The organism is Nitrospiria bacterium (genome assembly GCA_036397255.1).
GTDB lineage: Bacteria > Nitrospirota > Nitrospiria > DASWJH01 > DASWJH01 > DASWJH01.
Genome location: DASWJH010000105.1, coordinates 1 through 21,454, shown reverse-complemented (window position 1 = coordinate 21,454; position 21,454 = coordinate 1). Strand labels below are relative to the sequence as shown.

Genomic DNA, 21,454 nt, shown 5'->3' with positions numbered 1-21,454 from the left:
AGAGTGCGCGGATTCCATCGGGGCCAGGAAACTAATCAGATTTCCACTCACAGGCCGGATATATGTAAGCAATCTGTTCCTTGTTTGCCTCAATTGAAAAACATCCTTGCGAAACGGGATGGGTCCATATATGTTCTTGGGCTGAATGAAATAGTTGAAAACGTCTACCTAAATCTGTTACATTCACACGTTGTTTTTTATAAAAGGGCATTGTTAGATAGGGGTAATTTCAATAAAGGGGACTGAATGTATACTTTTCTAATCGTGATACATTTGTTTGTTTGTTTCATTATGGTTGGTGTGATTCTTTTGCAATCGGGAAAAGGAGCTGAAATCGGGGCGGCTTTTGGGGGAGCCAGTCAAACCATTTTTGGGAGCAGAGGACCGGGAACCTTTTTAAGTAAGATGACCGTGGGGGCAGCGGTGATTTTTATGTTAACTTCCTTGAGTTTGGCCGTTTTATCCAAAGAAAGGTCTGTTTTTTCCCTTACGGATACCGGGGCACAAGAAGGGACCGAAGCGCCTGTGGAAACGGCTCCGGCATCAGAAGAGCAACCCCCCGCCGAGGCTGAACACCAGAATATGGCACCGGAGGAGGGGGCAACCGAGTCCCCCGAGAAACCCAAAAAATAAATCTTTCTTCCCTCCTTTTTTCTTCCCGAAGGAAACCTGAAGGGAAGGGCGGGGTGATATTGACTAGGTCAAGGATTACTGCTAAGGTACACCGCATTTTTGTAAGAAAGGTTCACTGATGGCCAAACGTACCCGTAGAATGAAAGAGCCTGAGTTTCATTATTTTTCAAAAGAACAGGCCTTACGCTTATTAAAAAGCACCACAAAACGGATTAAAGAAGAAGGTACCCTGATTTATTTAAAAAAGCTGGGATTTACGGAGGTTCCGTTGGAAGAGGTTCAGGATCGATTGACCAAAATTAGAAGACCCCTTTCAGAGGAAATTGTGACCGTGCGGGAAGTAAGTTAATGGCTTATTTCTATTTAGATACCACTGCTCTGGTTAAACGCTATGGCCCTGAGATCGGGACCGCAAAGGTAAACGATCTTATCGGCCATAAAAGCAACACCATTGTGATTGGGGAGGTGGGGTCTTTAGAGCTGTATTATGTTTTGAATAAAAAATTTCGATTGGGAGAAATCACCCGGGATGATCTTTATACCGCCATTTTTACGTTTGAATTAGATGTTCATCAAGGGGTTTTTCAATTTTTAGGATTAGACCACCAAACCATTAAAAACAGTAAAATCCTCACCTTAAAGTACGGCAATCTGCGGGCCAATCAGGCCATTCATTTGGCCATGATCCTGACACTGTCTGCCCTGAAACCCACCATGGTTGCCACCGACGGAACGCTTCTTTCCATCTGCCAGGAGGAGGGTATAAAAGTGCTTGACCCTCAAAAGGAAGCGTCGGGTTAGCCACCCCTTTTTAATTATTTCTTTGAAGTTTCGGATTAATGGCTTCCCTCATTCCTTCCCCGACCAGGTTAAAAGCCAGTACCACCACTAAAATTGCCATTCCCGGGATAAAGAAAAGCCATGGCGCGTCAAATATAAAACCCTTGCCATCTGAAAGAATATTACCCCATGTTGCATCAGGAGGCTGTACACCGAACCCCAGAAAGCTCAGGGCAGATTCCGTGAGGATGGCCGTTGCAACACTGATGGTGGCGGAAACCAATACGGGAGCCATGGCATTGGGAACCATATGGAGAAAAATAATTCTCCATTCCGGTAAGGCAAGAACCCTGGCAGCGGACACGAAGTCCTGCTCTCGAAGCGTTAAAAATTCTGCACGAACAAAACGGGCTGTTCCCATCCAACTGGTTATTCCGATCACAATCATAATATTGTAAATGCTTGGAGGAAGTAGAGCCACAACCGTGAGAATCAGGAAAAAAGTAGGAAAGCAGAGCATGACATCCGTAAATCTCATAATCAATGTGTCAATTCTGATAAACCCCAGCCGAATATTCCCATAATACCCTGATAACCCCCCCAATAAGATTCCGATAAAGGTTGAAATTCCCACGGCCACAAATCCGATTGAAAGTGATACAAATGACCCCTGCAACATTCTGGCAAAAACGTCTCGACCTAGCTCATCGGTTCCTAAAATATATATTCCAAAACGGGGAAACGCTTCCTTGGGTAGAAGGTCTGAGGGAGAGGAGAGAGGGGGAAGAAATTTATCGGTCAATCGCACAGTTGAAGGATCAAAAAAAAGTGTCCATTCGGTTAAGGCTTTTCCTCCAATGGCAGCGAAGAAAAGCACAAAAAGAATGACCATCCCGGTCATTGCAAAATGGTCTTTTCTTAAGTTTTTTAGAAATTCTTGAAAAGGGGTTTCCGAGGAACTTTGAAGGTCCGCTTTTAGGTTTGGTTCAATTCTTTTCACATGTTCATCCATGTTTACTCCAGCCGGATTCGTGGATCTGCTAGTCCGTATAAAATATCGGATAAAAAAGTTCCCGCGAGGGTCAGAGCCGCGGCAATAAAATTAATGGTTAAAATGACTGGAAAATCTCTAGAAAGAATGGCATCGTATCCCAGCCTTCCCAAACCCGGCCAAGCAAAAATCTGCTCAAAGATGACCGATCCCCCAATTAAACTTGGGAGGATAAAACCAAACATGGTAATGAAAGGTAAAAGGGCATTTCGAAGAGCATGTTGGTATATCACCGTGTCTTGATTTAATCCCTTGGCGTGGGCGGTCCTTATATAATCTTGACCGATGACTTCTAACATTTGAGAACGAACATACCTTGAGAGAACTGCTATTCCTGTTAGGGCAGACATAATGGAGGGAATGACCAAATGCCATAATCGGTCCATTCCTTGGAAAAGAAAATGAGCATCTTCCATTCCGAATGTTCTCATCCCAATGACCGGGACCTTAAAGGTATCCGTGACCCAAAGAATCATAATGTAAGACAGGAAAAACCCTGGGACTGAAATGAGGGTATACGCCAAGAAAGTGGTTCCCCTGTCATATTTAGACCCCCGATGAATGGCGGCGCGAATTCCGGTGGGAAAAGAAAGGGTCCAAACAATTAAGGTGGCGCAAATAAAAAGAGGAAGGGAGTTCAGGAAACGGTCCCAGATTTTGGGTAAAACGGGTTGGCTATCTTTAAATGATTTTAATTCTCCGGTGAAAAGGTCTCCCATCCAGTATAAATATTGGAGATAAAGAGGGTCATCCAAATGAAAAGCAGCGCGTATTTTTGCAACATCTTCGGGTTTCATTCTGGGGTTGGATGGATCGACTTCGCTGGGTTGCCCCGGTGCGAGATGAACCACGGAATGGGCAATGACGGAAACCATCAGCAATAAAATGACCCTTTGAAAAAGATTTTGAAGGATGTAACGCCACATCATTTAAATGCCAGGGGTGAGTTCTAATTTCTTCCAATGATTAAAGTAGAAAAAAACGTCACCACTTTTTGTGGGTTTAATCTTTGAATAAGAACCGTCTTTTTCTACCATTACGATTTTTTTATCTAAAACCAAAGTTCCCAAACCTGCGTATAGAAAGGAATAGGGTTGGTCATCGGCAATCAATTGATGTAAACGATGAGCCAGGGTTTTTTGGGTTTCAATATTGTACTCTTGACGAATTCGGAGGATCAGATCATCGGCTTGGGGGTTATTGTAACCGACGAAATTTAGTTGGTTTGGCCCCGATTGGCTGGAGTGCCAGATTTGGTATAAATCGGGATCGACTCCCATGCTCCAACCCAGAATAACGGCATCAAAATCTCCCGTGTTGATAAAATCCTGAAGGAAAACAGCCCACTCAAATAATTGTGTGTTGCATTTGATCCCAATTTTACGCCAGTTGTTTTGTGCGATGGTCATAATGGCTTTACGGATGGGATTCCCATTGTTGGTAATCAGGTTGAATTCAAACTCCTGACCATCTTTTTCTAGCCATCCTTCTTTGTTTTTCTTCCATCCTAATTCCTCAAAAATGTGAATGGCCATTTCCGGGTCATAAGGAAGGGGTTTAATGGAATGATCATACCAGATCGTATTTTTCGGAAAAGGCCCAGTGGTCTGTTCCCCTTCGCCATATAAAATATATTGAATAATTTCTTCGATGTTGATGGCCATCCCAAGGGCTTTTCGAATCCTTTTGTCGGAGAAAATTTCTTTTCGGTTATTGTAGCCAATATAACTGAATCCAAAACCCAAACTGGAGAAGGATTGGTATGCTTCATCTTTTTTGTATCGTGCGGCCTGGTGGGGCAGTGGGCTGTAGCGATCGATTGCCCCAGTCCGAAATTCAACCTCCTGTGTGAGATAGTCCGGAATGACACGATAATAAAAGTCTTTATATTCGGGGGTCCCTTCCCAATAATGATCATTGCGGGCCAAGTGAATGAGTTCATCGCTCTGCCATTCCACAAAACGAAAGGGCCCGACTCCAATGGGTTTTCGATTAAAGTGGCTATCCCTCAACCCAAAAGTGTCTTGAGCGGTTTTAGAAATTCCTCTTTGGGTGATTTCCCCCAGTAAAGCGTCTTCGTTCAGCAAATGTTCCGGTAAAATGCCCATGGTCCAAGCGTTAATGGCAGGAGAAAAGAGGCGTTTATAGACCACCTGTACGGTTAAAGGATTCAGAATTTCGACTTTTTTAACGGGTTCAAAATCGGATGTTCGGGGAGAAAGATTCTTGGGGTTCATAATGGCTTCATAGGTAAATTTGACATCCCCGGCATCAAATAGATGTCCATCGTGAAAAAAAACATTGTCCCTGAGGTGAAAAAGAATAGTGGGGTTGTGTTCAACCATCGGGAGAAAGACCGGAAAATGGTTCTTAATTTCCCCTCTTTTTTCCTGGGGTTTAACCCGGATCCATTTTTGATAGGGTGGGTTTTTATCGTATGTTTCTCCAATGATGGGTTTTATGCGATTAAAAAAATCCTGATCCACTTCCCGGAGCGAAAATTTTATTCTCTCCGGAACTTGAATGTCCACTTCCACAAAAACGGGTTTTCCATCTTTTCCAGGAATCGGAATGGTCTCGGTTTTTTCTTCCGGTGGTAAAAGTTCAATTTGGGTCACAAGGTCTTTTAAACCCTCCAACCGATTTTGTCTAATCGTTTTTCTGATTCTAGATTCGAGTTCTTTGGCAGTCACAGGCGTTTTGTCGGGGAAGAATTTTTCTGGATTGACGACAAGATAGGCTGTTTCTGAAATTTCCCATTCTGTTGCCAGCCGGCCACGAAGGTTTAAATTTTCATCTAAGTCCAAAAGACCCTCAAACACCAGCCCAGAAATTCGACTGCTGGAGGTGTCCGCATTGAGAGTGGGATTTAAAATTTTCGCATCCCCAATAGAGGCTTCGATAAATTTTAGGACACGCTCTGGGTTTCCGGTGGTTTGACTTTCATAGGTGGGAACCCAAAAGTAAGATTGAAGAAGGGTCAGGATTAAAACAATAGGGGTGAGGATCAGGAGGAGTTTTAAGTTCATTAATCCAATATTACGGTTCCATGGGTTTGGGTTTCATTGTTTTTATTTGGTAAAAAGGTAATTGAAGAAAACCTATTTTATTCCTGAACCTATGGAGTGTCAAATCTAGAATGGGGCCATGAGTCATAATTGGGTACCAGATTAAAACATTCAAAATCAAATAATTGGAGATGTTTAGGGTTAATTATGATTTCCCCAATAGCTATTGACATGGGGTTTTGGGGTTTATTAAACTGGTTTTAAAGATGAGATATAGTGCTAGGGGTGCCCTTTGGCTGAGAGCAGCGGAGGACTTGGTAGATGGTTAGGACCTGAAAGCGGGTTTGAAAAGCCCTGACTCTATCTTAGGATTCGGCGCAACCCTTGGAACCTGAACTGGTTAAGCCCAGCGTAGGAAAGCAGGTTAAAATCAGTCTATATAGTAATGATATAAACCTGATTTTAAGCCGTGCTTCAAAAGGGGTACGGCTTTTTATTTGTGCTGTAAGGAAGACCCTTCCATGGTGATTTTAGTGAATGGAGAAGAAAAGGAGTTAGATAAACCCTTAAACATTAGAGGGCTTTTACAGCTTTTGAACCTTCAAGAAGAAAGAATTGCTGTGGAGGTTAACTTGGAAATCGTGGATCGACAACTATTTCCTTCTTTTGAACTAAAAGAAGGCGATAAGGTGGAAGTCATTAGTTTTGTTGGAGGCGGCTAACATTTATCCAGGTCAAGTCCGATATAAATTAAAGGAGTTAAAATAATGAAGGAAGATACCTTTTATATCGCAGAGAGGGAAATCAAATCCCGGTTAATTGTTGGAACCGGAAAATATAAAGATTTCCCCCAAACCGCAAAGGCCATTGAGCGTTCCGGAGCCCACATGGTTACGGTAGCGGTCCGGCGAGTGAATATTACCGATCGTTCCAAAGAAAACCTTTTAGATTTTTTAGATCCAAAAACCTATATTATTCTTCCCAATACCGCTGGCTGTTATACCGCCAAAGAGGCCATCCGAACCGCTCAATTAGCAAGGGCGGCAGGCGTGTCCGACTTTGTGAAGCTTGAGGTTATCGGGGATCAAAAAACGCTTTTTCCGGATAATGAGGCCACCCTTGAAGCGGCACGAGTCCTGGTTCAAGAGGGGTTTATTGTGATGCCTTATGCCAATGATGATCCGGTAATGGCCAAAAAACTGGAAGACGTGGGTTGTGCCGCTGTCATGCCCCTTGCGGCTCCAATCGGTTCAGGGTTGGGCGTTTGTAATCCATATAATATTCGGATTATTAAAGAGACGGTCAGGGTTCCGGTCATTGTGGATGCAGGCGTTGGGGTTCCTTCGGATGCCGCCATCGCAATGGAAATCGGTTCTGATGCCGTTTTAATGAATACAGGGATTGCAGGGGCAGGGGATCCGTTGGCAATGGCGGAGGCCATGAAATGGGCTGTTATTGCAGGTCGATTGGCCTTTCGGGCAGGCAGAATTCCAAAAAAGCTTTACGCAACGGCCAGTAGTCCAGTGGAAGGAATGATTGAATAGACCTCCTTTGTTTCATTCCCCTAGGCTGTTTAGACTCCCTTTGGGGTTTATCAAGGGTAGCCATTTCCTGTTTTCCTTCCATGAACCTTTTTTTATTGGGTGGGGTTTTGAATCCCTTCAATCTGAATCCGGTGGTTTTGTCTGTGCCTAAAATCAATTTGAACCTGAGGAAGGATTGTGAAAGGCCCAACCGTCGATTTTTCACTTTATCTCATTACCGATCGTCATCAGCCGAAAGCCAAAACCCTTTTTAGTGCGGTTCAAGCCGCATTAGAAGGGGGTGTTCGGGCGGTTCAATTGCGTGAAAGAGACCTTAATCCCCAGGAACTTTTTCCCTTAGCGGTTGAATTAAGGAAGATGACACGCTCCGCAGATGCAAAATTTTTTATAAATGACCGGGTCGATTTAGCCTTGGCTGTGAAAGCGGATGGGGTTCATCTCCGCAGGGATAGCTTTCCTATTTCAGCGGTTCGGAGGTTAATTGGAAAAGAAAAGTTGATCGGAGTGTCCACCCATTCTTTGAAGGAAGTCAGACAGGCGGAGGAGCAAGGTGCGGATTTTGTGACCTTTGGGCCGATTTACTCCACCCCATCAAAGGCCCCTTTTGGCAATCCCATCGGTCCAGAGGCCATTGCGGAGGTGAAAAAAAATACCCATCTTCCTCTTTTTGCTTTGGGGGGAATCAAATTAAATCGCCTGGAGGAGGTTATGAGGATGGGTTCAAATGGAGTAGCCCTAACCTCTGCGATCCTCGGAAGTGAAAATGTGAAAAAAAGTGCAATCCAATTCCAAAAAGCGATAAAATCTTTCCTTGTCCTTAAAGAAAAAGTTTGAAACAAAGGATCATTTTTTGTCAAATTTCGGTTTGGAATTAAAAGTTGCTGTTTTTAAAATTAAAAAAGTGTTGTCAGAGTTGACCGTCAAACCGTTCGGTGCTAGAATTATAAATGTTTGGAGTTACGATAGGATTTTCCCAACGATGCAATAAAGTTTAGTCCTTTAAAATTTATTGCACTCTGTAGAAAAAGGGGGGCTCGTGAGTGAATCCAAAAAAGGTCAAGGGCGGATCGGCCCACTGAAAAACACCATGAAAAAACTCTCGAACCAGCTGTCAGGGGATGATGCTTCCCGGGAGGGAAAAGTGAGCGAGTATCAACGGGAGATCGAAAAACTTCATGTACAAATAAAATCCATGGAGGAAGAATTGCGGGACTTTTATCAGTCCAGGGGGCAACTCGATCAGGCGTATAAACAAAATGAACGATTGGCCGCAGCCCTCCAAGAGGCCAAGACGCAGATCGAAGCGCTCCGATTAGAAATAGAAAAGCTAACCGCACCTCCGTCCAGTTTTGGTATTTATTCTCATGCCAATGAAGACGGAACCGTTAATGTTTTTGTTTCTGGCCGAAAAATGAAGGTGAACCTCCGACCTGGAATTAATGTAAGCGATTTGAAAAAGGGACAGGAATTGATCCTCAATGAAGCTTTAAATGTTGTGGAGCTTAAAGATTTCGAAAGCCAAGGGGAAGTGGTAAAGCTAAAAGACCTTTTAAGTAACCATAGGGCCATTGTTACCCTCCGGACCGATGAGGAAAGGGTTGCAGATTTGGCCGAACCTTTAAGTAAAACCAAAATCAGTGTGGGAGATCATCTTTTGTTTGATCCGCGTTCAGGATACCTTCTTGAAAAACTTCCAAAATCGGAGGTGGAGGAACTGGTCCTGGAGGAGGTTCCTGATGTGAGTTATACCGACATTGGGGGATTAGAGTCTCAGATTGAAACGATTCAGGATGCGGTGGAACTTCCTTTTCTTCATGTGGATTTGTTTGCTGAACATAAACTTCTTCCTCCCAAGGGCGTTCTCTTGTATGGACCGCCAGGATGTGGTAAGACTTTAATTGCAAAGGCAGTAGCCAATTCAATTGCAAAAAAGCTAGGAAACCAAACCGGGAAAGATATTCGGAGTTTTTTCCTGCATGTCAAAGGACCGGAATTATTAAATAAGTATGTGGGGGAAAGTGAAAGGCAAATACGGGAAGTTTTTAAAAAGGCAAAAGAGAAAGCAGAAGAAGGGATGCCGGTCATTGTTTTCTTTGATGAAATGGATGCTCTGTTTAGAACACGGGGAACGGGAATATCCTCGGATGTGGAATCCACCATTGTCCCACAATTTCTTTCTGAGATTGACGGGGTTGAGCGGCTTAAAAACGTGATTGTTATTGGGGCCAGTAACCGGCAAGATTTAATCGATCCAGCCGTTCTCAGGGCGGGCCGGCTGGATGTTAAGATAAAGATTGAAAGACCCGATCATAAAGCTGCAAAGGATGTTTTCTCTAAGTATTTGACGAGCGGATTACCGTATCATCAAGAGGAGCTGGATCGAAGCGAAGGAAAGGTTGAGCAACTTACCGAAAGGTTAATCCAGGAAACCGTGGAACGAATGTACAGTACATCTGAGGAAAACAGGTTCCTTGAAGTGACCTATGCCAATGGAGAAAAGGAATCCCTTTATTTTAAAGACTTCTCCAGCGGGGCCATGATAGAGGGGATCGTCTCCCGCGCAAAAAAATATGCCATTAAACGGTTGATTGCCACCGGGGTCAAGGGAATTCGTGGAGAAGATTTAATGATGGCCATGCGGGATGAATTTAAAGAAAATGAAGACCTTCCCAATACCACCAATCCCAACGATTGGGCAAAAATCGCCGGTCGTAGAAGTGAAAAAATTATTCATGTTCGAACCATAGGAGGAAAATCATCCGAGTCTAGAAAGATCGAAACCGTTACCACTGGTCATTATTTATAGCCACCCTTTTTGTTTGCCCCTTTTAAAAATGAGGTTTCCATGACCACCAAGCGAATTCTGGGAACAGAAACAGAATTTGGAATTGCAACCCGCGGCCCCGTGGCTCTGGACCCCGTCTCAAGCTCAATCCTTTTAATTGGCCATTTTCCACATTTACTTTCTCCAAATGCTATCTGGGATTATGAGAACGAAAATCCTCTCCTGGATCTTCGTGGTTTTGAAGTGGAAGGGGAACGTGAAAGACCGGATCCCGATTATAACCGAATGCTCAACAAGTTAATGTCCCATGGAGGTCGACTGTATGTGGATGGAGCCCATCCTGAATATTCGACTCCGGAATGTACCAACCCCAAAGAGGTGGTTTTGTATGAAAAGGTGGGGGAAGAGGTCCTAGACATTAGTTGTGAAATGGCCAACCGCCTCCGGTCCGAGGAAGAGAAGTTTATTCTTTACAAAAATAATACAGATGGAAAGGGCAACAGTTACGGGTACCACGAAAATTATTTAATGTCCCGTTCAACTCCGTTCGAGCGCCTATTGGAGCAGTTGGTTCCCTTTTTTGTGACCCGCCAAATTTTTGCAGGTTCAGGAAAGGTAGGTTCTGAAAATAAAACGGATTCTGCTTCTTACCAGATCTCTCAACGTGCTGACTTTTTTGAGGTCTTGGTTGACCTGAATACGATGGTCAAACGTCCCATCATGAATACCCGGGATGAACCTCATGCGGACCCCAAAAAATATCGAAGGCTACATGTTATTATCGGGGACGCCAATATGTCCGAGGTGTCCACTTACTTAAGGGTTGGCAGCACCGCTTTGGTCATGGGAATGATCGATGAGGGATATTGGGTCAAGGGCGTTGATTTGGATGATCCCGTCCAAGCACTGAAACAAGTGTCGCGGGACCTCTCTGTTAAAGGTGGTATAAAGATGGTCAACGGGCATGAAGCCACCGCCATTCATATCCAGCGGGAGTATTTGCGGAAGGCCAGCGAATATGTGGCCTCTAAGGAAGGGGAACCCTGGATGAATGATGTTCTAACCCGTTGGGAAAATATTCTCAACCGTCTGGAGGAAGATCCTCTGAAACTTTCCCGGGAACTGGATTGGGTAATTAAAAAGGAATTGATCGAATCTTACATGGAAAAGAGAGGGTGTGGATGGGAAGATCCACGGGTGTCAATGATGGATTTACAATATCATGATCTTCGCAAAGGAAAAGGGCTTTATAATACCCTGGCAAAGGGAGGTTATGTTGATCGGATCGTGACAGATGAAGAGGTGAAATCGGCCCATGAAAAACCTCCTGAAGATACTCGCGCGTATTTTCGGGCCATGTGTTTAAAGAAATTTCCTAAGGATCTTTACGCAGCCAGTTGGAGTTCGGTACAATTTGATGTGGGAAATAGTTCAATTAAGAGTATTCCTCTCCTGGAACCTTTGAGGGGAACCAAAGAGTTGATTTCGGATTTGCTGGAAAAATCCGAAACCCCCGAAGAACTCATCAAAGGGCTTGCGACTTAAGGAGGAAGGGCATGGGACAGCAGGAAAAAAAGAAAGATAAGCGAAAGGAACCCGCCAAAAAGGACGGGGATGTTCATCCCAATCCCGAAGTCATCGAAAAAGGGAAAAGGATGAAGGAAGATTTGGATAAACTAGTTGATGAAATTGACGATGTATTGGAGGAAAACTCTGAAGAATTCGTCAAAAACTATGTTCAAAAAGGAGGAGAATAAAAGGTTTGATCTCTCCAAGGGATTTTTTCGGTTCATCTAGTTTTTATGATTTAATTCTTCGGGACCATTCCCATCTTCTCCCCCAAATTCCTGGGGATGCTTCGCCTTTTTCTCAGGAAACCTTGGGAAAGGTTCCCCACGGAACAACCGTTCTGGCCTTGAAAATTAAGGAAGGGGTGATCATGGCGGGAGATCGGATGGCCACGGAAGGGTATCAAATCTCGGATCGCCGTATCGAAAAGGTTTATAAAACAGATGATTTTTCAGCCATTGCCATTGCGGGGGCTGCGGGGCCTTGTATTGAATTAGCACGTCTTTTTCAGACCGAGTTGGAGCATTATGAAAAACTGGAGGGAACCCCGCTATCAACGGAAGGAAAAGCCAATAAGCTTGGCCAAATGGTAAAGGCAAACCTTCCCCTGGCCATGCAAGGGTTGATGGTGGTTCCTATTTTTTCAGGGTATGATGGTCTTAAAGATGAAGGCCGGATTTTTAAATATGACGTGACTGGGGGACGCTATGAAGAAATCGATTATTATGCGACTGGTTCCGGTGGAAAAGATGCACGAAGTACAATGAAAAAAATTTTTAAAAAAAATATGAACCAGGAAAAAGGGATTCGTTTAGCCTTAGAAGCGCTTTATGATGCCTCCCAGGAAGATATTGGAACCGGAGGCCCCGACTTGGTCCGAGGAATTTATCCTACCGTTAAGATCATGACCCGGAAGGGCATCTCTGATATCGACACTTCCCGTATTAAAAATATCTATCACGAAATGATCAATCAAAACCAAGGAGAGTAAAATGCTCCCGTACTATGTTTCCCCCGATCAAATGATGCAGGATAAGGCGGAGTATGCCAAAAATGGTATTTCAAAGGGTCGTTCTATTATCACGATGGAATACCAAGAGGGAATCCTATTGGTTGCCGATAACCCCAGTGTTTCCTTAAATAAAATATCTGAAATTTACGATAATATTGCTTTTGCTGGGGCTGGAAAATATAGTGAGTTTCAAAACTTAAGAAAAGCCGGAATCCGGCATGCAGATTTAAAAGGGTATGCCTACAGCCGGGAGGATGTGACGGCTCGATCATTGGCCAATGCCTATTCAGAAACTCTTGGAACCATTTTTAGTCAGGATATTAAACCATGGGAAGTGGAAATCCTGGTGGTTGAAATTTTTCAGTTACCCCGAGAAAATGAAATTTATCGGATTTCTTTTGATGGCAGTATTATGGATGAAAAAGGGTTTGCCGCGGTTGGGGGAAAAGCCGAGGACTTAAAAAATCATTTGAAAGGAAAATACAGAAAAAATACCTCTCTAACCGAGGCTTTGGAATTGGCATTAAAAGGTTTCGAAGAGGTGGTGGATAAAAAAATAGGGATTGAAAATCTTGAGGTGGCTGTGTTAGATGGGAACCGAACGGGAAGAAAATTTAAACGTTTTTTGCAAAGCGAATTAAATCATATCTTGGGGAAACACAAGGGATGAAAAACCGGATTTTCGGATTGGAAAATGAATACGGTTTAATTTTTTCGCCCAACGGGAAAATTTACCTTCCCATGGAAAAAGTTTTGGGGTATATCTTTGAAGGACTCATTCCAAATAGTTGGCCATCCAATGCTTTTTTGGTGAATGGAGCGCGTTTTTACCAGGACACCGGATGCCATCCGGAATATTCCACACCCGAATGTGATAACGTTTCTGACCTGGTGGTCCATGATAAGGCGGGGGAGCGTCTTTTGGAAGATTGTTTGCCCATGGCTCAGAAGCGCCTTAAAGAAGAGGGAATTGCCGGGGAGATTTACATTTTTAAGAATAATACGGATTCTAGCGGAAATACCTATGGGTGTCACGAAAACTATTTGATGGAGAGAGACCTGGACTTTTGGAAAATTACAGAGCAATTGATCCCATTTTTTGTCACCCGCCAAATTTATACTGGATCGGGTAAGTTGTTGAAGGTGGGAGGGAAGTCTCATTATTTCATATCTCAAAGAGCACAGCATATACACGAGAAAACGTCTTCTTCCACCACGTCATCGCGAAGTATCATTAATACACGGGATGAACCCCATGCTGATGCTGAAAAATATCGGCGCCTTCATATAATTGTTGGGGATTCTAATATGTCGGAGTACACTACCTATCTGAAGGTTGGGACCACTGCGGTGGTCCTTTCTATGATTGAAAATGGGGTGACCATTCCAAACATCAATTTGGAAGATCCGGTTAAGGCCATTCGCGATATATCCAAGGATTCCACTTTGAAAAAACGGGTTAAATTAGAGGATGGCAGAGAGTTGACTGCGCTAGAGATGCAAAAAATCTATTTGGAACATGCCCGAAATTATTTTGAGAACAACCCGGAAGACTCTGACCAAGTTGTGGAGGATATTCTGGACCGGTGGGAATATGTATTAAAAGCCCTTGAAGAGGACCCGATGCAACTTTCCAGAGAGGTGGATTGGGTGATTAAAAAAGAATTGATGGCCTCTTATATTGAGAGAAAAGACTCTGGGTGGGATGACCCTCGCATTTCAATGATTGATCTTCAATATCATGATATTCGAAGGGACCGGGGGCTTTATTATCTCTTGGATAAACAAGGGCTGGTAGAACGGATTTCGGAGGAAAAGGATATAAAAGAGGCCATGCAGAATCCCCCGCAAACAACCCGTGCAAAAATTCGAGGTGACTTTATCCGTTTCGCAAGGGAAAAAAACAGATCCTACAGCGTGGATTGGACCTTTTTAAAGTTAAACGGATATTGGGAAGAGACCATTCTGTGTATGAACCCCTTTCTTGCTTCCGATAAGCGGGTGGATGAGCTGATCTCCTCTATGAGTGGTTCCAGAAGGTAAATCTAATGGAACCCAATCCACCTGAACACCGGGTTTTCCCCCTCTTTTTCTTTCCAGTTTTTGTTCTGGGTGCATTCCTCCTTTTCAACCAACCAGTTGTTCAGGGTCACGTCAAAAGGGTTTTTGAAGTTCCTCAAGGAAAAATCCTCTATTTTACGGAGGTTGAGCCCGACGGCGAACATTATCTTTCGTTGAAGTGTTTTAATCGAACCATCCCCTTATTTAATACGGGTTCTCCAAAGGAGGTGGGTGCTTTCATTGGGGTCGATTTGGCTCAATCTAAAAAACTGCACTCCTGTGAATTAGAAAAAGAAGATAAAATGGGGACCCGGATCAAAACTAATTTTTGGGTTAAAGTAGTAGATGGGGCCTTTAGGACCCAGGAATTAACGGTTCCCAGTGCGATGGTTGATTTAAATCCTCCAACGCTCAAACAGGTCAATCAAGAAAAAAAAGATGTGGATCAATTATGGAGTCATTCCAATCCTGAAAAACTGTGGGAGGGAGATTTTATTGTTCCGATCAACGGGGAGGCTCGGGGAAGTTTTGGGCTACGGAGAGTTTTTAATGGTCAACCTCGAAACCCCCATACAGGAGAAGATTTCAGTGCATCCTTAGGAGAAAATGTTTTTTCCTCTAACCGGGGAATCGTGAAATTAGTAGGGGATCATTTTTTTAGTGGAAAAAGTATTTTCATTGATCATGGGGTGGGGGTTTATACCATGTATTTCCATTTATCAGAAATTCTAGTTGGAGAGGGGGAAATTATTGGAAAGGGTAAGATCATTGGAAAAGTAGGGTCCACCGGACGGGCCACAGGGCCACACCTTCATTGGGGATTACGAATTAACAATACTCGAGTGGACCCTTTATCGATTACCCGCTTTTCGTTAGACCCACCATCCAAATAAATATTTGTGGGAAGAATAGGTTATGGGATAAAAAAAGCCCCTCACTGAATGGCGAGGAGCTTTTTTTCAAAATGAATTAGACTTTTTGGACATTTGAGGCTTGTGGACCCTTGGTGCCGTTGGTCACCTCAAATTCTACTTCTTGTCCTTCATTCAATGTTTTGAAGCCCTCTCCCTGAATGGCAGAGAAATGAACGAATACATCTTCTCCATTCTCCTGGGATATGAAGCCATAGCCCTTGTTAGCGTTAAACCACTTTACATGACCTTTTGCCATTACTACAGACCTCCTTGCTTGCGGAAACCAAAGCGTTTGCCTGGTCCCTTTGAACAGAAGAGGAAGAAGCGAAATTTTTGAGCGATCAAAAAGGGGTACCTCTCCCTCTAATTAAATATCACCTACCGGTTAAACTATTAACAAAACAAATAATAAATGTCAAGAATTTTCAATTTGTTTGTAATTTTTTGCAATTTCATTCCAATTTTCTTTCCTTTGGGTCGGTGGTTATTCCCAATAAGTAGTTTAAGGTAATTTGAGTTTCTATTGTTCTGGGATGACTTGAAGGGAACCGGTCCGGGTCCTTTCCCAAAAAGGTTCATATTATCCAGTTGCAGATCAATTCCTCAGGGAAAGATAAAAAAGAGGGGGAGCCGATATAGGAATTGGATCTAAATCTTTCGGGAAGGAAGTTCGAGCCCTGGGGTGGGTACGGGTTAGTCCTTCCTTTTAAAAAAACGGCTGATTAAACCCCCTTGGTCTTGCTCTGCTAAAGTCTCCAATTCTCCTGGGTCTAACCAAACCCCCGAACAGCCGCTACATTGATCAATTAAAATGCTTTGAAAGGAGATTTCTTTTAAAGGGGCACCGCATTTAGGGCACCTCATGTGGGCCAATTCTTTTACTTTCTGCTCTTCTTTTGCTTTTTTTTCTTCCTCTCTTCTTTGGAGCAGTTCCTTGTCCTTTTTCATAAAAAATTCATCTTCTTTCGCCTTTTTCATGTCATCCCAGGCATTCCCCATCTTTTACCCTCCTTCTTCTCTCCAAAAAAATTCCGATCAAATCTGCTTATTAAATCTTGAAATAATTTAGCACCCTTACAATGTAAGGGTCAAGGTGGAAATTACCGTCTTGAATCATCGGGATGAATGAATTATAATCGGAAGGTTTTAAAGATTATCCGGTTTGGGAAATTTGCTCCCTTCGTATCAGGGATGCCTCCCCCCATTGGGTTGCCTGTCCTTATTATTTCTATTTCGTGGGGGACCCACGGGAAAAAGGTTTTTATAGATGAATGGCGCCCAACTCATCCTAGGGGTAATTTTCCTTTTATTGTCAATGTTTTTTAGAAATTGGGGGAAGGTTAATTTGCGTTTACCAAAAGTCCAAAGACCATTGGCTTTTCAAAACAGAAAATTTGAAGTCCTTTTGGCAATGATATGGCAGGGTTTATTGGTGATTGGCCTTCTTTTAATCTTTTTGATAAAATTTTGGTTGGGGGTCCTGGCCTTTTTGTTCTGTTTTTTTATATTGTCCCCGTTTTTGGTTTTTTCGTTTAATAAGGTATTGGGCTATGATAAAGTGCGAATCCAGCCCAGGGGACCCTTTTCATAGAAAAAGGGGTTCGGATGGAAGAAAGCGATTGGTGGAAGGATTTTAGGTTTAGGATGGGACCCTCTGATTTTGGCATGCAGGGGTCGATGAGGAATATTCGGTATAGCCGTATACAGGGAAGTCATATCGTTAGACTTTGGATTCAGTATGATGTAAAAGAAAAGATGAAATGAATGTTTGTTTGATCAAACCTGGCCTTATCGAGGTTGGATGGCCCCGAAAAACCCAGGGATAGGATTTTCCGGTGGAATAAAAATTAAAGGTTCAGTATTAAGGTGAAACAGATTGGGAAGAAACCAAACTAATGGGAAAAAGGACAAAAGGAGAGTGAGATGAGTGATGAGGTGGGTAACTTAGAAGCGATGCTGGCAAAGGAAACCTTATCAAAAAAGGAAATTTATGAAGGATTGATCACCCGGTTTATTGAGACCCTTCGGGGGTATCATAAGAAAACCGGGATTGATTCCGATCCTAAAGAGGTTAAAACGAAAATACGGGGTTATATGGAATCTGCCTTTAAAGAGGTGGGGGTTGATGTAGAAATAGCGGATCAGGAACAGTTTGAAAAAGTCAAAGAAATTGTAGATTATGAAATTCAGCTTTTTCGAATCGATGTGGTAGATGGTGATCTCAGTGAGAAACATAATCAAGTTTGCGAGGACCTTATCAAAAAATTTCCTTCTTAAATCTGATTCAATGTTAGAATAGACCCTATGGAGTTATTATGAAGACAGCGGTTGAAATCCTTGAGGAAAAATTATCGAAAAAATGGTTGTCCAATAAAGCGGTACGAGACGGTATGCTGGCCTGTTTTATAAAAACGTTTCAAGAACATGATAAGAAAACGGGAAAAATTAGAAGGGAAGCCGAAATAAATAAAATAGTCCATGATGTAGCGGAAACCATCTTTCATGATTTGGGGGTAGGTTTTGAGGTTCCTACAAAGGAAGAGTTAATTCGGATTAAGAAATTGATGAATGACCGTTTAGAAATGGCCCAATTTGGAGGTGAGGATCGCCTTCTTTTCGATGAGCACGAGAGGACCTGTGAAGCCTTACTATCCAAAATGGATGAGAGTTCAGAAGACTCTGCCAGGAAACCGTAAAAAAGGGCATTCTTTTTAGGGGGAAAAAATAAAAAAATCATTTACTTTAAAAAAAATTACCATTTTAACCTTTACAAGGATTTGATATTATCCAACAGAAAGGGGGTTATCCCCAAAAGTGGTGTCCATAAGCCAATCCTTTCTTTATGAAGGGTCCGCCCTGATTTCCGATCCCATTCACGGGTATATAACCTTTACTGTACCCACCCATCTCAATCCCAAAGAGGTTACCGAAAAGGATCTGATTGATTCTCCGTGGATGCAGCGGCTGCGCTATATTTACCAGCTTCAGAGCGCCCGATGGGTTTACCCTTCCGCGGAACATAGCCGCTTTCAGCATTCCCTCGGTGCAATGCATGTGGCTGGGCGGTTTGCTAAACATTTATATCCCTCTTTAAAAGTTCTAGTCCCCGATTGTCCATCCGCGAACTATATTGAGGAGCTTTTAAGGGTGACTGCCATGGTTCATGATATCGGCCATGGTCCTTTCGGTCATTTTTTTGATGAAAATTTTTTGGAGAAATTCGGGATAACCCATGAAAATGTGGGACAGCGGATCATTCTGGAAAAGTTAAGCCCCCTGATTAAAAAAATACGGCGGAGCCCCATAGGCCCTTTTGAGGAGGGTGAAACTTTAGATCCAGAACATGTCGCCTTTTTGATTCTAAAAGATGCCAAAAAAGACAGCTCTCGTTTTCCCCGTTGGTTAGGATTCCTCCAGCCGACCATCGGAGGAACTTATACGGGAGATAATTTAGATTATGTCCTGAGGGATTCTTATATGTGTGGGGTAGCCGTAGGCCCCGTGGATCTGAACCGGTTGATCCATTATACTTTTTTCTCTGAGAAAGGCTTGACCCTTCATAAGGTGGGCCTTCCAGCCTTGCACATGTTTTTAAATACCCGTCTCTATTTGTATTCCAACGTTTACTATCATCGGACCACCCGTGCCATCGATATTCACCTTCGGGATATATTTACTGAAACGATTCAGATGATTTTCTCCCATAATCCCGTTGAAAACCTGGATCCCTATTTGGATTTGACAGATTGGTCCCTTTTGGAAGAAGTGCGGCGCTGGGGGCGTTCCACCTCCAAGCAGAGGCGGGCCTTAGCTGGGGAATGGGAGAAGATCCTATACCGCGATGTCAAATGGAAAATGGCCTATGATGTGGTCCTTCCCACTCGTGGGGGCGAGCGTGGAAGAGTCTTTATGGATCAAGAATTGGTTTCCCACCGGATTCGGGAGGAGTTACCTTCCACATTAAAAGATATTCCCTTTAAAGTGGACATGGCCAATCAAGATCCCCGGCCTTTAAACCCTTTAAGCATGGGAGAATTCCAGATCTATGTTTACAATCCTTCAACGCAAACAGTGTCGAAGGAATTATTAAAAGATTTTTTCGATTTTATTCCCGCCAAGATTGTACATTGCCGTGTTTTTAGCCTTAATCATGATTATGATTCCCAGTTTTCCAAAGCCGCTGAAAAAGTTTTGGGACTCGAGGACTCCAGTATCCAAACCAATGTTTAACAAAGAAAAATTTTTCAACCCCTTGAATTCTTTGCTCTTAAGTTGTCCATTTTAAAGGACTCTGGTAAGGTTAATTACAGGTTTTAGATTTGAAATTATAGGAGGGCTGGGATGAAGAAGGTTTTTGGGTTGGGTTTAATTTCTTTTTTTTCGTTTACCATTTTAGGGTGTGAGATGGCTGTTAGGCCAGGGCATCCGGGTTTTGTAATTTCCCCACCACCACCCCCTATGGTTAGGATTTCTGTTCGCCCCAGTTTGGTGTTTTTGGCTGATTACGGAATTCATGTGGCGGCCGATTTGGATTACTATATTTTTTACGATGGAAGTTTTTGGTTTTATTTCACCAATGATCATTGGTTCCGGGGGAGAAATTATGATGGCCCCTGGGTGTTTGTTGAAAGGGATCTTCCCCCCGGGTTAAGAAGAGTCCCCCCGGGCCACCTCAAAAAATTGGCAAAAGAAAAGAAACATAGAGGCCATGGAAAAGGAAAGGGTCATTAAGAAAATAGCCGGCAATTTCGATAAACCCATCTTACTCCTCTTGTTTTTATCATAAAGAAGGGTTCTTTTGCGGGTTTTCATTGACTTTCAAACCTTGAAGTTGTTATCTACCCAATTGGTTTATTTCCTCTCTTAAAAATACCAAACCTAATAGGTATAACCGCGATGAAGGCATTGGTCCTTGGAGCCCCAGGCCATCTCGGATCGAATTTAGTTCGTGTCCTTTTACAAAAAGGGTACCCGGTGCGGGCCTTTAAGCGGTCTGGGAAAAAAACTACTAGCCTGGATGGGCTTCCCATTGAATTTGCCGAGGGAGATTTTTTGCAGCAGGGAACGCTTCTCCGGGCTATGGAGGGTTGCGATGTCCTTTTCCATGCGGGTGGTTACTATCCTCTTAAAACCATTTCGGCAAAAGACGCTGTTTCACATGCTTTAAGAGAAATCGATTCCATTTTGAATTCCGCAAGGGAGATGGATATTCAAAAAGTAATTTTTACCAGTACCTTGACCCAGATCGGATTTCCAAAAGAACCTAAACGATTAGCCGATGAAACCAATCCCTTTGAAACCCGATTTACCAATAATCCTTACCTCATGGCCAAGCAGGCTATGGAGGAAGAGATTAGAAATCAAGTGGCCGGTGGCCTGCCTGTGGTGATGGTGAACCCAACTGTGTTTTTCGGACCCTATGACTCCCGGCCGACCAGCGGGACCCAAATCCTAATGATTGCCAAGCAGCAGATGCCTGCCTATGTGGATGGCCCCATCAATGTCATTGATGTCCGGGATGTGGCCATTGGGGAGGTTCTCGCTTTGGAAAAGGGGAAAATTGGGGAACGTTATATCCTTGGAAATTGGAATACAACCCAAAGAGAATTAAATGAGTTGATTGCAAAGCTGGCCAATGTTCCCGCTCCAAAACTCAAAGTTCCTGGTGGACTTGCCCGTTTGGGAGTAAAAATTGGGGAAGCGGCATTGAGTCTTATGGGGAAAGATCCTCCTGTTCCCTCTTTTATTGTTGAGGCCCTGTGTCATTTTCAACATTACGATTGCCAAAAAGCGGTTCAGGATCTTGGCCTACCTCAAAGTCCGGTTGAAAATGCTATTCGGGATGCCCTTACCTGGTTTAAAGAGCATCATTATCTATCCTCTTAGGTCTTTTCAGTTTAACACCCCCTAAAAACCATCTTTTAAATCCATCGATTTATTATCATCCCCTCCTAACTAGAGTCTGTATTTTAACATTCAACTTGCTGAATTTGCGTTGAAAAAGTATAGTAGGGAAACAAAATCAGCAAGGAGGATCAATGGAGCTTTTGAACGAACTTTCTTTCACGCTTGAGAAACCGCACTGGGCGGTCAACCC

At 43.2% G+C, this 21,454-nt stretch carries 24 protein-coding genes and 1 riboswitch; of the genes, 19 read left to right on the top strand and 5 right to left on the bottom strand.

Features of this window, described 5'->3' with window-relative positions; all coding sequences use genetic code 11:
• The first annotated feature begins 246 nt into the window (after positions 1-246).
• From secG to VGB26_14195, 3 genes are all read left to right on the top strand, one after another.
• Positions 247-633 carry a preprotein translocase subunit SecG gene (gene secG, locus VGB26_14205; GenBank protein HEX9758931.1) on the top strand — a complete coding sequence of 129 codons (387 nt, stop codon included), beginning with the start codon at positions 247-249 and terminating at the stop codon, positions 631-633.
• A 118-nt stretch (positions 634-751) separates the two neighbouring features.
• Positions 752-982, top strand: coding sequence for a hypothetical protein (locus tag VGB26_14200; GenBank protein ID HEX9758930.1), 231 nt, complete (start codon positions 752-754; stop codon positions 980-982).
• On the top strand, positions 982-1,434 hold the full coding sequence (locus tag VGB26_14195; protein HEX9758929.1) for a type II toxin-antitoxin system VapC family toxin: 453 nt from the start codon (positions 982-984) through the stop codon (positions 1,432-1,434). The genes VGB26_14200 and VGB26_14195 overlap by 1 nt, the downstream gene beginning before the upstream one ends.
• Before the next feature lie 10 nt (positions 1,435-1,444).
• Here the strand turns inward: VGB26_14195 and VGB26_14190 are convergent, their stop codons facing one another.
• The 3 genes from VGB26_14190 to VGB26_14180 are packed head-to-tail and all read right to left on the bottom strand — an operon-like array spanning position 1,445 to position 5,493.
• The gene (locus tag VGB26_14190) at positions 1,445-2,425 is read right to left on the bottom strand and encodes an ABC transporter permease (GenBank protein HEX9758928.1); all 981 of its coding nucleotides are present in this window, start codon (positions 2,423-2,425) and stop codon (positions 1,445-1,447) included.
• A 2-nt stretch (positions 2,426-2,427) separates the two neighbouring features.
• Positions 2,428-3,393 (bottom strand): ABC transporter permease, encoded by a 966-nt coding sequence (locus VGB26_14185; protein ID HEX9758927.1) that lies wholly within the window; start codon positions 3,391-3,393, stop codon positions 2,428-2,430.
• The gene (locus tag VGB26_14180) at positions 3,394-5,493 is read right to left on the bottom strand and encodes an ABC transporter substrate-binding protein (protein ID HEX9758926.1); all 2,100 of its coding nucleotides are present in this window, start codon (positions 5,491-5,493) and stop codon (positions 3,394-3,396) included.
• Between the two features lie 250 nt (positions 5,494-5,743).
• Positions 5,744-5,907, top strand: a riboswitch (TPP riboswitch).
• A gap of 62 nt (positions 5,908-5,969) precedes the next feature.
• On the opposite strand from VGB26_14180, the gene thiS reads away from it, so the two are divergent.
• The 10 genes from thiS (at position 5,970) to VGB26_14130 (ending at position 15,336) form a co-directional block, all read left to right on the top strand.
• The gene (gene thiS / locus VGB26_14175) at positions 5,970-6,194 is read left to right on the top strand and encodes a sulfur carrier protein ThiS (protein HEX9758925.1); all 225 of its coding nucleotides are present in this window, start codon (positions 5,970-5,972) and stop codon (positions 6,192-6,194) included.
• Between the two features lie 45 nt (positions 6,195-6,239).
• The gene (locus VGB26_14170) at positions 6,240-7,016 is read left to right on the top strand and encodes a thiazole synthase (protein ID HEX9758924.1); all 777 of its coding nucleotides are present in this window, start codon (positions 6,240-6,242) and stop codon (positions 7,014-7,016) included.
• Between the two features lie 177 nt (positions 7,017-7,193).
• Entirely contained in the window at positions 7,194-7,850 is a 657-nt protein-coding gene (thiE, locus tag VGB26_14165; GenBank protein ID HEX9758923.1) for a thiamine phosphate synthase, read from the top strand.
• A gap of 253 nt (positions 7,851-8,103) precedes the next feature.
• Positions 8,104-9,822, top strand: coding sequence for a proteasome ATPase (gene arc / locus VGB26_14160; GenBank protein HEX9758922.1), 1,719 nt, complete (start codon positions 8,104-8,106; stop codon positions 9,820-9,822).
• A gap of 39 nt (positions 9,823-9,861) precedes the next feature.
• Positions 9,862-11,346, top strand: coding sequence for a depupylase/deamidase Dop (gene dop / locus VGB26_14155; protein HEX9758921.1), 1,485 nt, complete (start codon positions 9,862-9,864; stop codon positions 11,344-11,346).
• An 11-nt stretch (positions 11,347-11,357) separates the two neighbouring features.
• Positions 11,358-11,558 (top strand): ubiquitin-like protein Pup, encoded by a 201-nt coding sequence (locus VGB26_14150; protein HEX9758920.1) that lies wholly within the window; start codon positions 11,358-11,360, stop codon positions 11,556-11,558.
• Between the two features lie 5 nt (positions 11,559-11,563).
• Positions 11,564-12,361 (top strand): proteasome subunit beta, encoded by a 798-nt coding sequence (prcB, locus tag VGB26_14145; GenBank protein ID HEX9758919.1) that lies wholly within the window; start codon positions 11,564-11,566, stop codon positions 12,359-12,361.
• Position 12,362: 1 nt separating this feature from the next.
• Positions 12,363-13,052: a proteasome subunit alpha gene (prcA, locus tag VGB26_14140; protein ID HEX9758918.1), complete on the top strand. Its 690-nt coding sequence runs from the start codon at positions 12,363-12,365 to the stop codon at positions 13,050-13,052.
• Positions 13,049-14,425, top strand: a complete 1,377-nt coding sequence (gene pafA, locus VGB26_14135) for a Pup--protein ligase (GenBank protein ID HEX9758917.1) — start codon at positions 13,049-13,051, stop codon at positions 14,423-14,425. The genes prcA and pafA overlap by 4 nt, the downstream gene beginning before the upstream one ends.
• A gap of 5 nt (positions 14,426-14,430) precedes the next feature.
• Positions 14,431-15,336: a M23 family metallopeptidase gene (locus VGB26_14130; GenBank protein ID HEX9758916.1), complete on the top strand. Its 906-nt coding sequence runs from the start codon at positions 14,431-14,433 to the stop codon at positions 15,334-15,336.
• A gap of 76 nt (positions 15,337-15,412) precedes the next feature.
• On the opposite strand, the gene VGB26_14125 is transcribed toward VGB26_14130, so the two are convergent.
• Both VGB26_14125 and VGB26_14120 read right to left on the bottom strand, forming a co-directional pair.
• Positions 15,413-15,613: a cold-shock protein gene (locus tag VGB26_14125; protein HEX9758915.1), complete on the bottom strand. Its 201-nt coding sequence runs from the start codon at positions 15,611-15,613 to the stop codon at positions 15,413-15,415.
• A 437-nt stretch (positions 15,614-16,050) separates the two neighbouring features.
• Entirely contained in the window at positions 16,051-16,356 is a 306-nt protein-coding gene (locus VGB26_14120) for a zf-TFIIB domain-containing protein (GenBank protein ID HEX9758914.1), read from the bottom strand.
• A 606-nt stretch (positions 16,357-16,962) separates the two neighbouring features.
• Between VGB26_14120 and VGB26_14115 the strand changes: the two genes are divergently transcribed.
• From VGB26_14115 to VGB26_14090, 6 genes are all read left to right on the top strand, one after another.
• Positions 16,963-17,121 (top strand): hypothetical protein, encoded by a 159-nt coding sequence (locus VGB26_14115; protein HEX9758913.1) that lies wholly within the window; start codon positions 16,963-16,965, stop codon positions 17,119-17,121.
• A gap of 159 nt (positions 17,122-17,280) precedes the next feature.
• Positions 17,281-17,634 (top strand): hypothetical protein, encoded by a 354-nt coding sequence (locus VGB26_14110; protein ID HEX9758912.1) that lies wholly within the window; start codon positions 17,281-17,283, stop codon positions 17,632-17,634.
• 38 nt (positions 17,635-17,672) lie between these two features.
• Entirely contained in the window at positions 17,673-18,053 is a 381-nt protein-coding gene (locus VGB26_14105) for a hypothetical protein (protein HEX9758911.1), read from the top strand.
• Positions 18,054-18,174: 121 nt separating this feature from the next.
• Positions 18,175-19,587, top strand: a complete 1,413-nt coding sequence (locus VGB26_14100; GenBank protein HEX9758910.1) for an HD domain-containing protein — start codon at positions 18,175-18,177, stop codon at positions 19,585-19,587.
• Between the two features lie 111 nt (positions 19,588-19,698).
• Entirely contained in the window at positions 19,699-20,088 is a 390-nt protein-coding gene (locus tag VGB26_14095) for a hypothetical protein (protein HEX9758909.1), read from the top strand.
• Positions 20,089-20,253: 165 nt separating this feature from the next.
• Positions 20,254-21,243 carry an NAD-dependent epimerase/dehydratase family protein gene (locus tag VGB26_14090; GenBank protein ID HEX9758908.1) on the top strand — a complete coding sequence of 330 codons (990 nt, stop codon included), beginning with the start codon at positions 20,254-20,256 and terminating at the stop codon, positions 21,241-21,243.
• The last annotated feature ends 211 nt before the right edge of the window (positions 21,244-21,454 follow it).

Excerpts from the sequence above, each read along its gene's own strand:
- VGB26_14110 (HEX9758912.1), top strand. The coding sequence starts at position 17,281 with ATGAGTGATGAGGTGGGTAACTTAGAAGCGATGCTGGCAAAGGAAACC.
- pafA (HEX9758917.1), top strand. The coding sequence starts at position 13,049 with ATGAAAAACCGGATTTTCGGATTGGAAAATGAATACGGTTTAATTTTT.
- VGB26_14170 (HEX9758924.1), top strand. The coding sequence starts at position 6,240 with ATGAAGGAAGATACCTTTTATATCGCAGAGAGGGAAATCAAATCCCGG.
- VGB26_14185 (HEX9758927.1), bottom strand. The coding sequence starts at position 3,393 with ATGATGTGGCGTTACATCCTTCAAAATCTTTTTCAAAGGGTCATTTTA.
- VGB26_14190 (HEX9758928.1), bottom strand. The coding sequence starts at position 2,425 with ATGGATGAACATGTGAAAAGAATTGAACCAAACCTAAAAGCGGACCTT.
- VGB26_14150 (HEX9758920.1), top strand. The coding sequence starts at position 11,358 with ATGGGACAGCAGGAAAAAAAGAAAGATAAGCGAAAGGAACCCGCCAAA.
- VGB26_14195 (HEX9758929.1), top strand. The coding sequence starts at position 982 with ATGGCTTATTTCTATTTAGATACCACTGCTCTGGTTAAACGCTATGGC.
- VGB26_14200 (HEX9758930.1), top strand. The coding sequence starts at position 752 with ATGGCCAAACGTACCCGTAGAATGAAAGAGCCTGAGTTTCATTATTTT.
- VGB26_14125 (HEX9758915.1), bottom strand. The coding sequence starts at position 15,613 with ATGGCAAAAGGTCATGTAAAGTGGTTTAACGCTAACAAGGGCTATGGC.
- prcA (HEX9758918.1), top strand. The coding sequence starts at position 12,363 with ATGCTCCCGTACTATGTTTCCCCCGATCAAATGATGCAGGATAAGGCG.
- VGB26_14090 (HEX9758908.1), top strand. The coding sequence starts at position 20,254 with ATGAAGGCATTGGTCCTTGGAGCCCCAGGCCATCTCGGATCGAATTTA.
- VGB26_14180 (HEX9758926.1), bottom strand. The coding sequence starts at position 5,493 with ATGAACTTAAAACTCCTCCTGATCCTCACCCCTATTGTTTTAATCCTG.
- VGB26_14105 (HEX9758911.1), top strand. The coding sequence starts at position 17,673 with ATGAAGACAGCGGTTGAAATCCTTGAGGAAAAATTATCGAAAAAATGG.
- secG (HEX9758931.1), top strand. The coding sequence starts at position 247 with ATGTATACTTTTCTAATCGTGATACATTTGTTTGTTTGTTTCATTATG.
- VGB26_14115 (HEX9758913.1), top strand. The coding sequence starts at position 16,963 with ATGGAAGAAAGCGATTGGTGGAAGGATTTTAGGTTTAGGATGGGACCC.
- dop (HEX9758921.1), top strand. The coding sequence starts at position 9,862 with ATGACCACCAAGCGAATTCTGGGAACAGAAACAGAATTTGGAATTGCA.
- VGB26_14120 (HEX9758914.1), bottom strand. The coding sequence starts at position 16,356 with ATGGGGAATGCCTGGGATGACATGAAAAAGGCGAAAGAAGATGAATTT.
- arc (HEX9758922.1), top strand. The coding sequence starts at position 8,104 with ATGAAAAAACTCTCGAACCAGCTGTCAGGGGATGATGCTTCCCGGGAG.
- VGB26_14130 (HEX9758916.1), top strand. The coding sequence starts at position 14,431 with ATGGAACCCAATCCACCTGAACACCGGGTTTTCCCCCTCTTTTTCTTT.
- VGB26_14095 (HEX9758909.1), top strand. The coding sequence starts at position 19,699 with ATGAAGAAGGTTTTTGGGTTGGGTTTAATTTCTTTTTTTTCGTTTACC.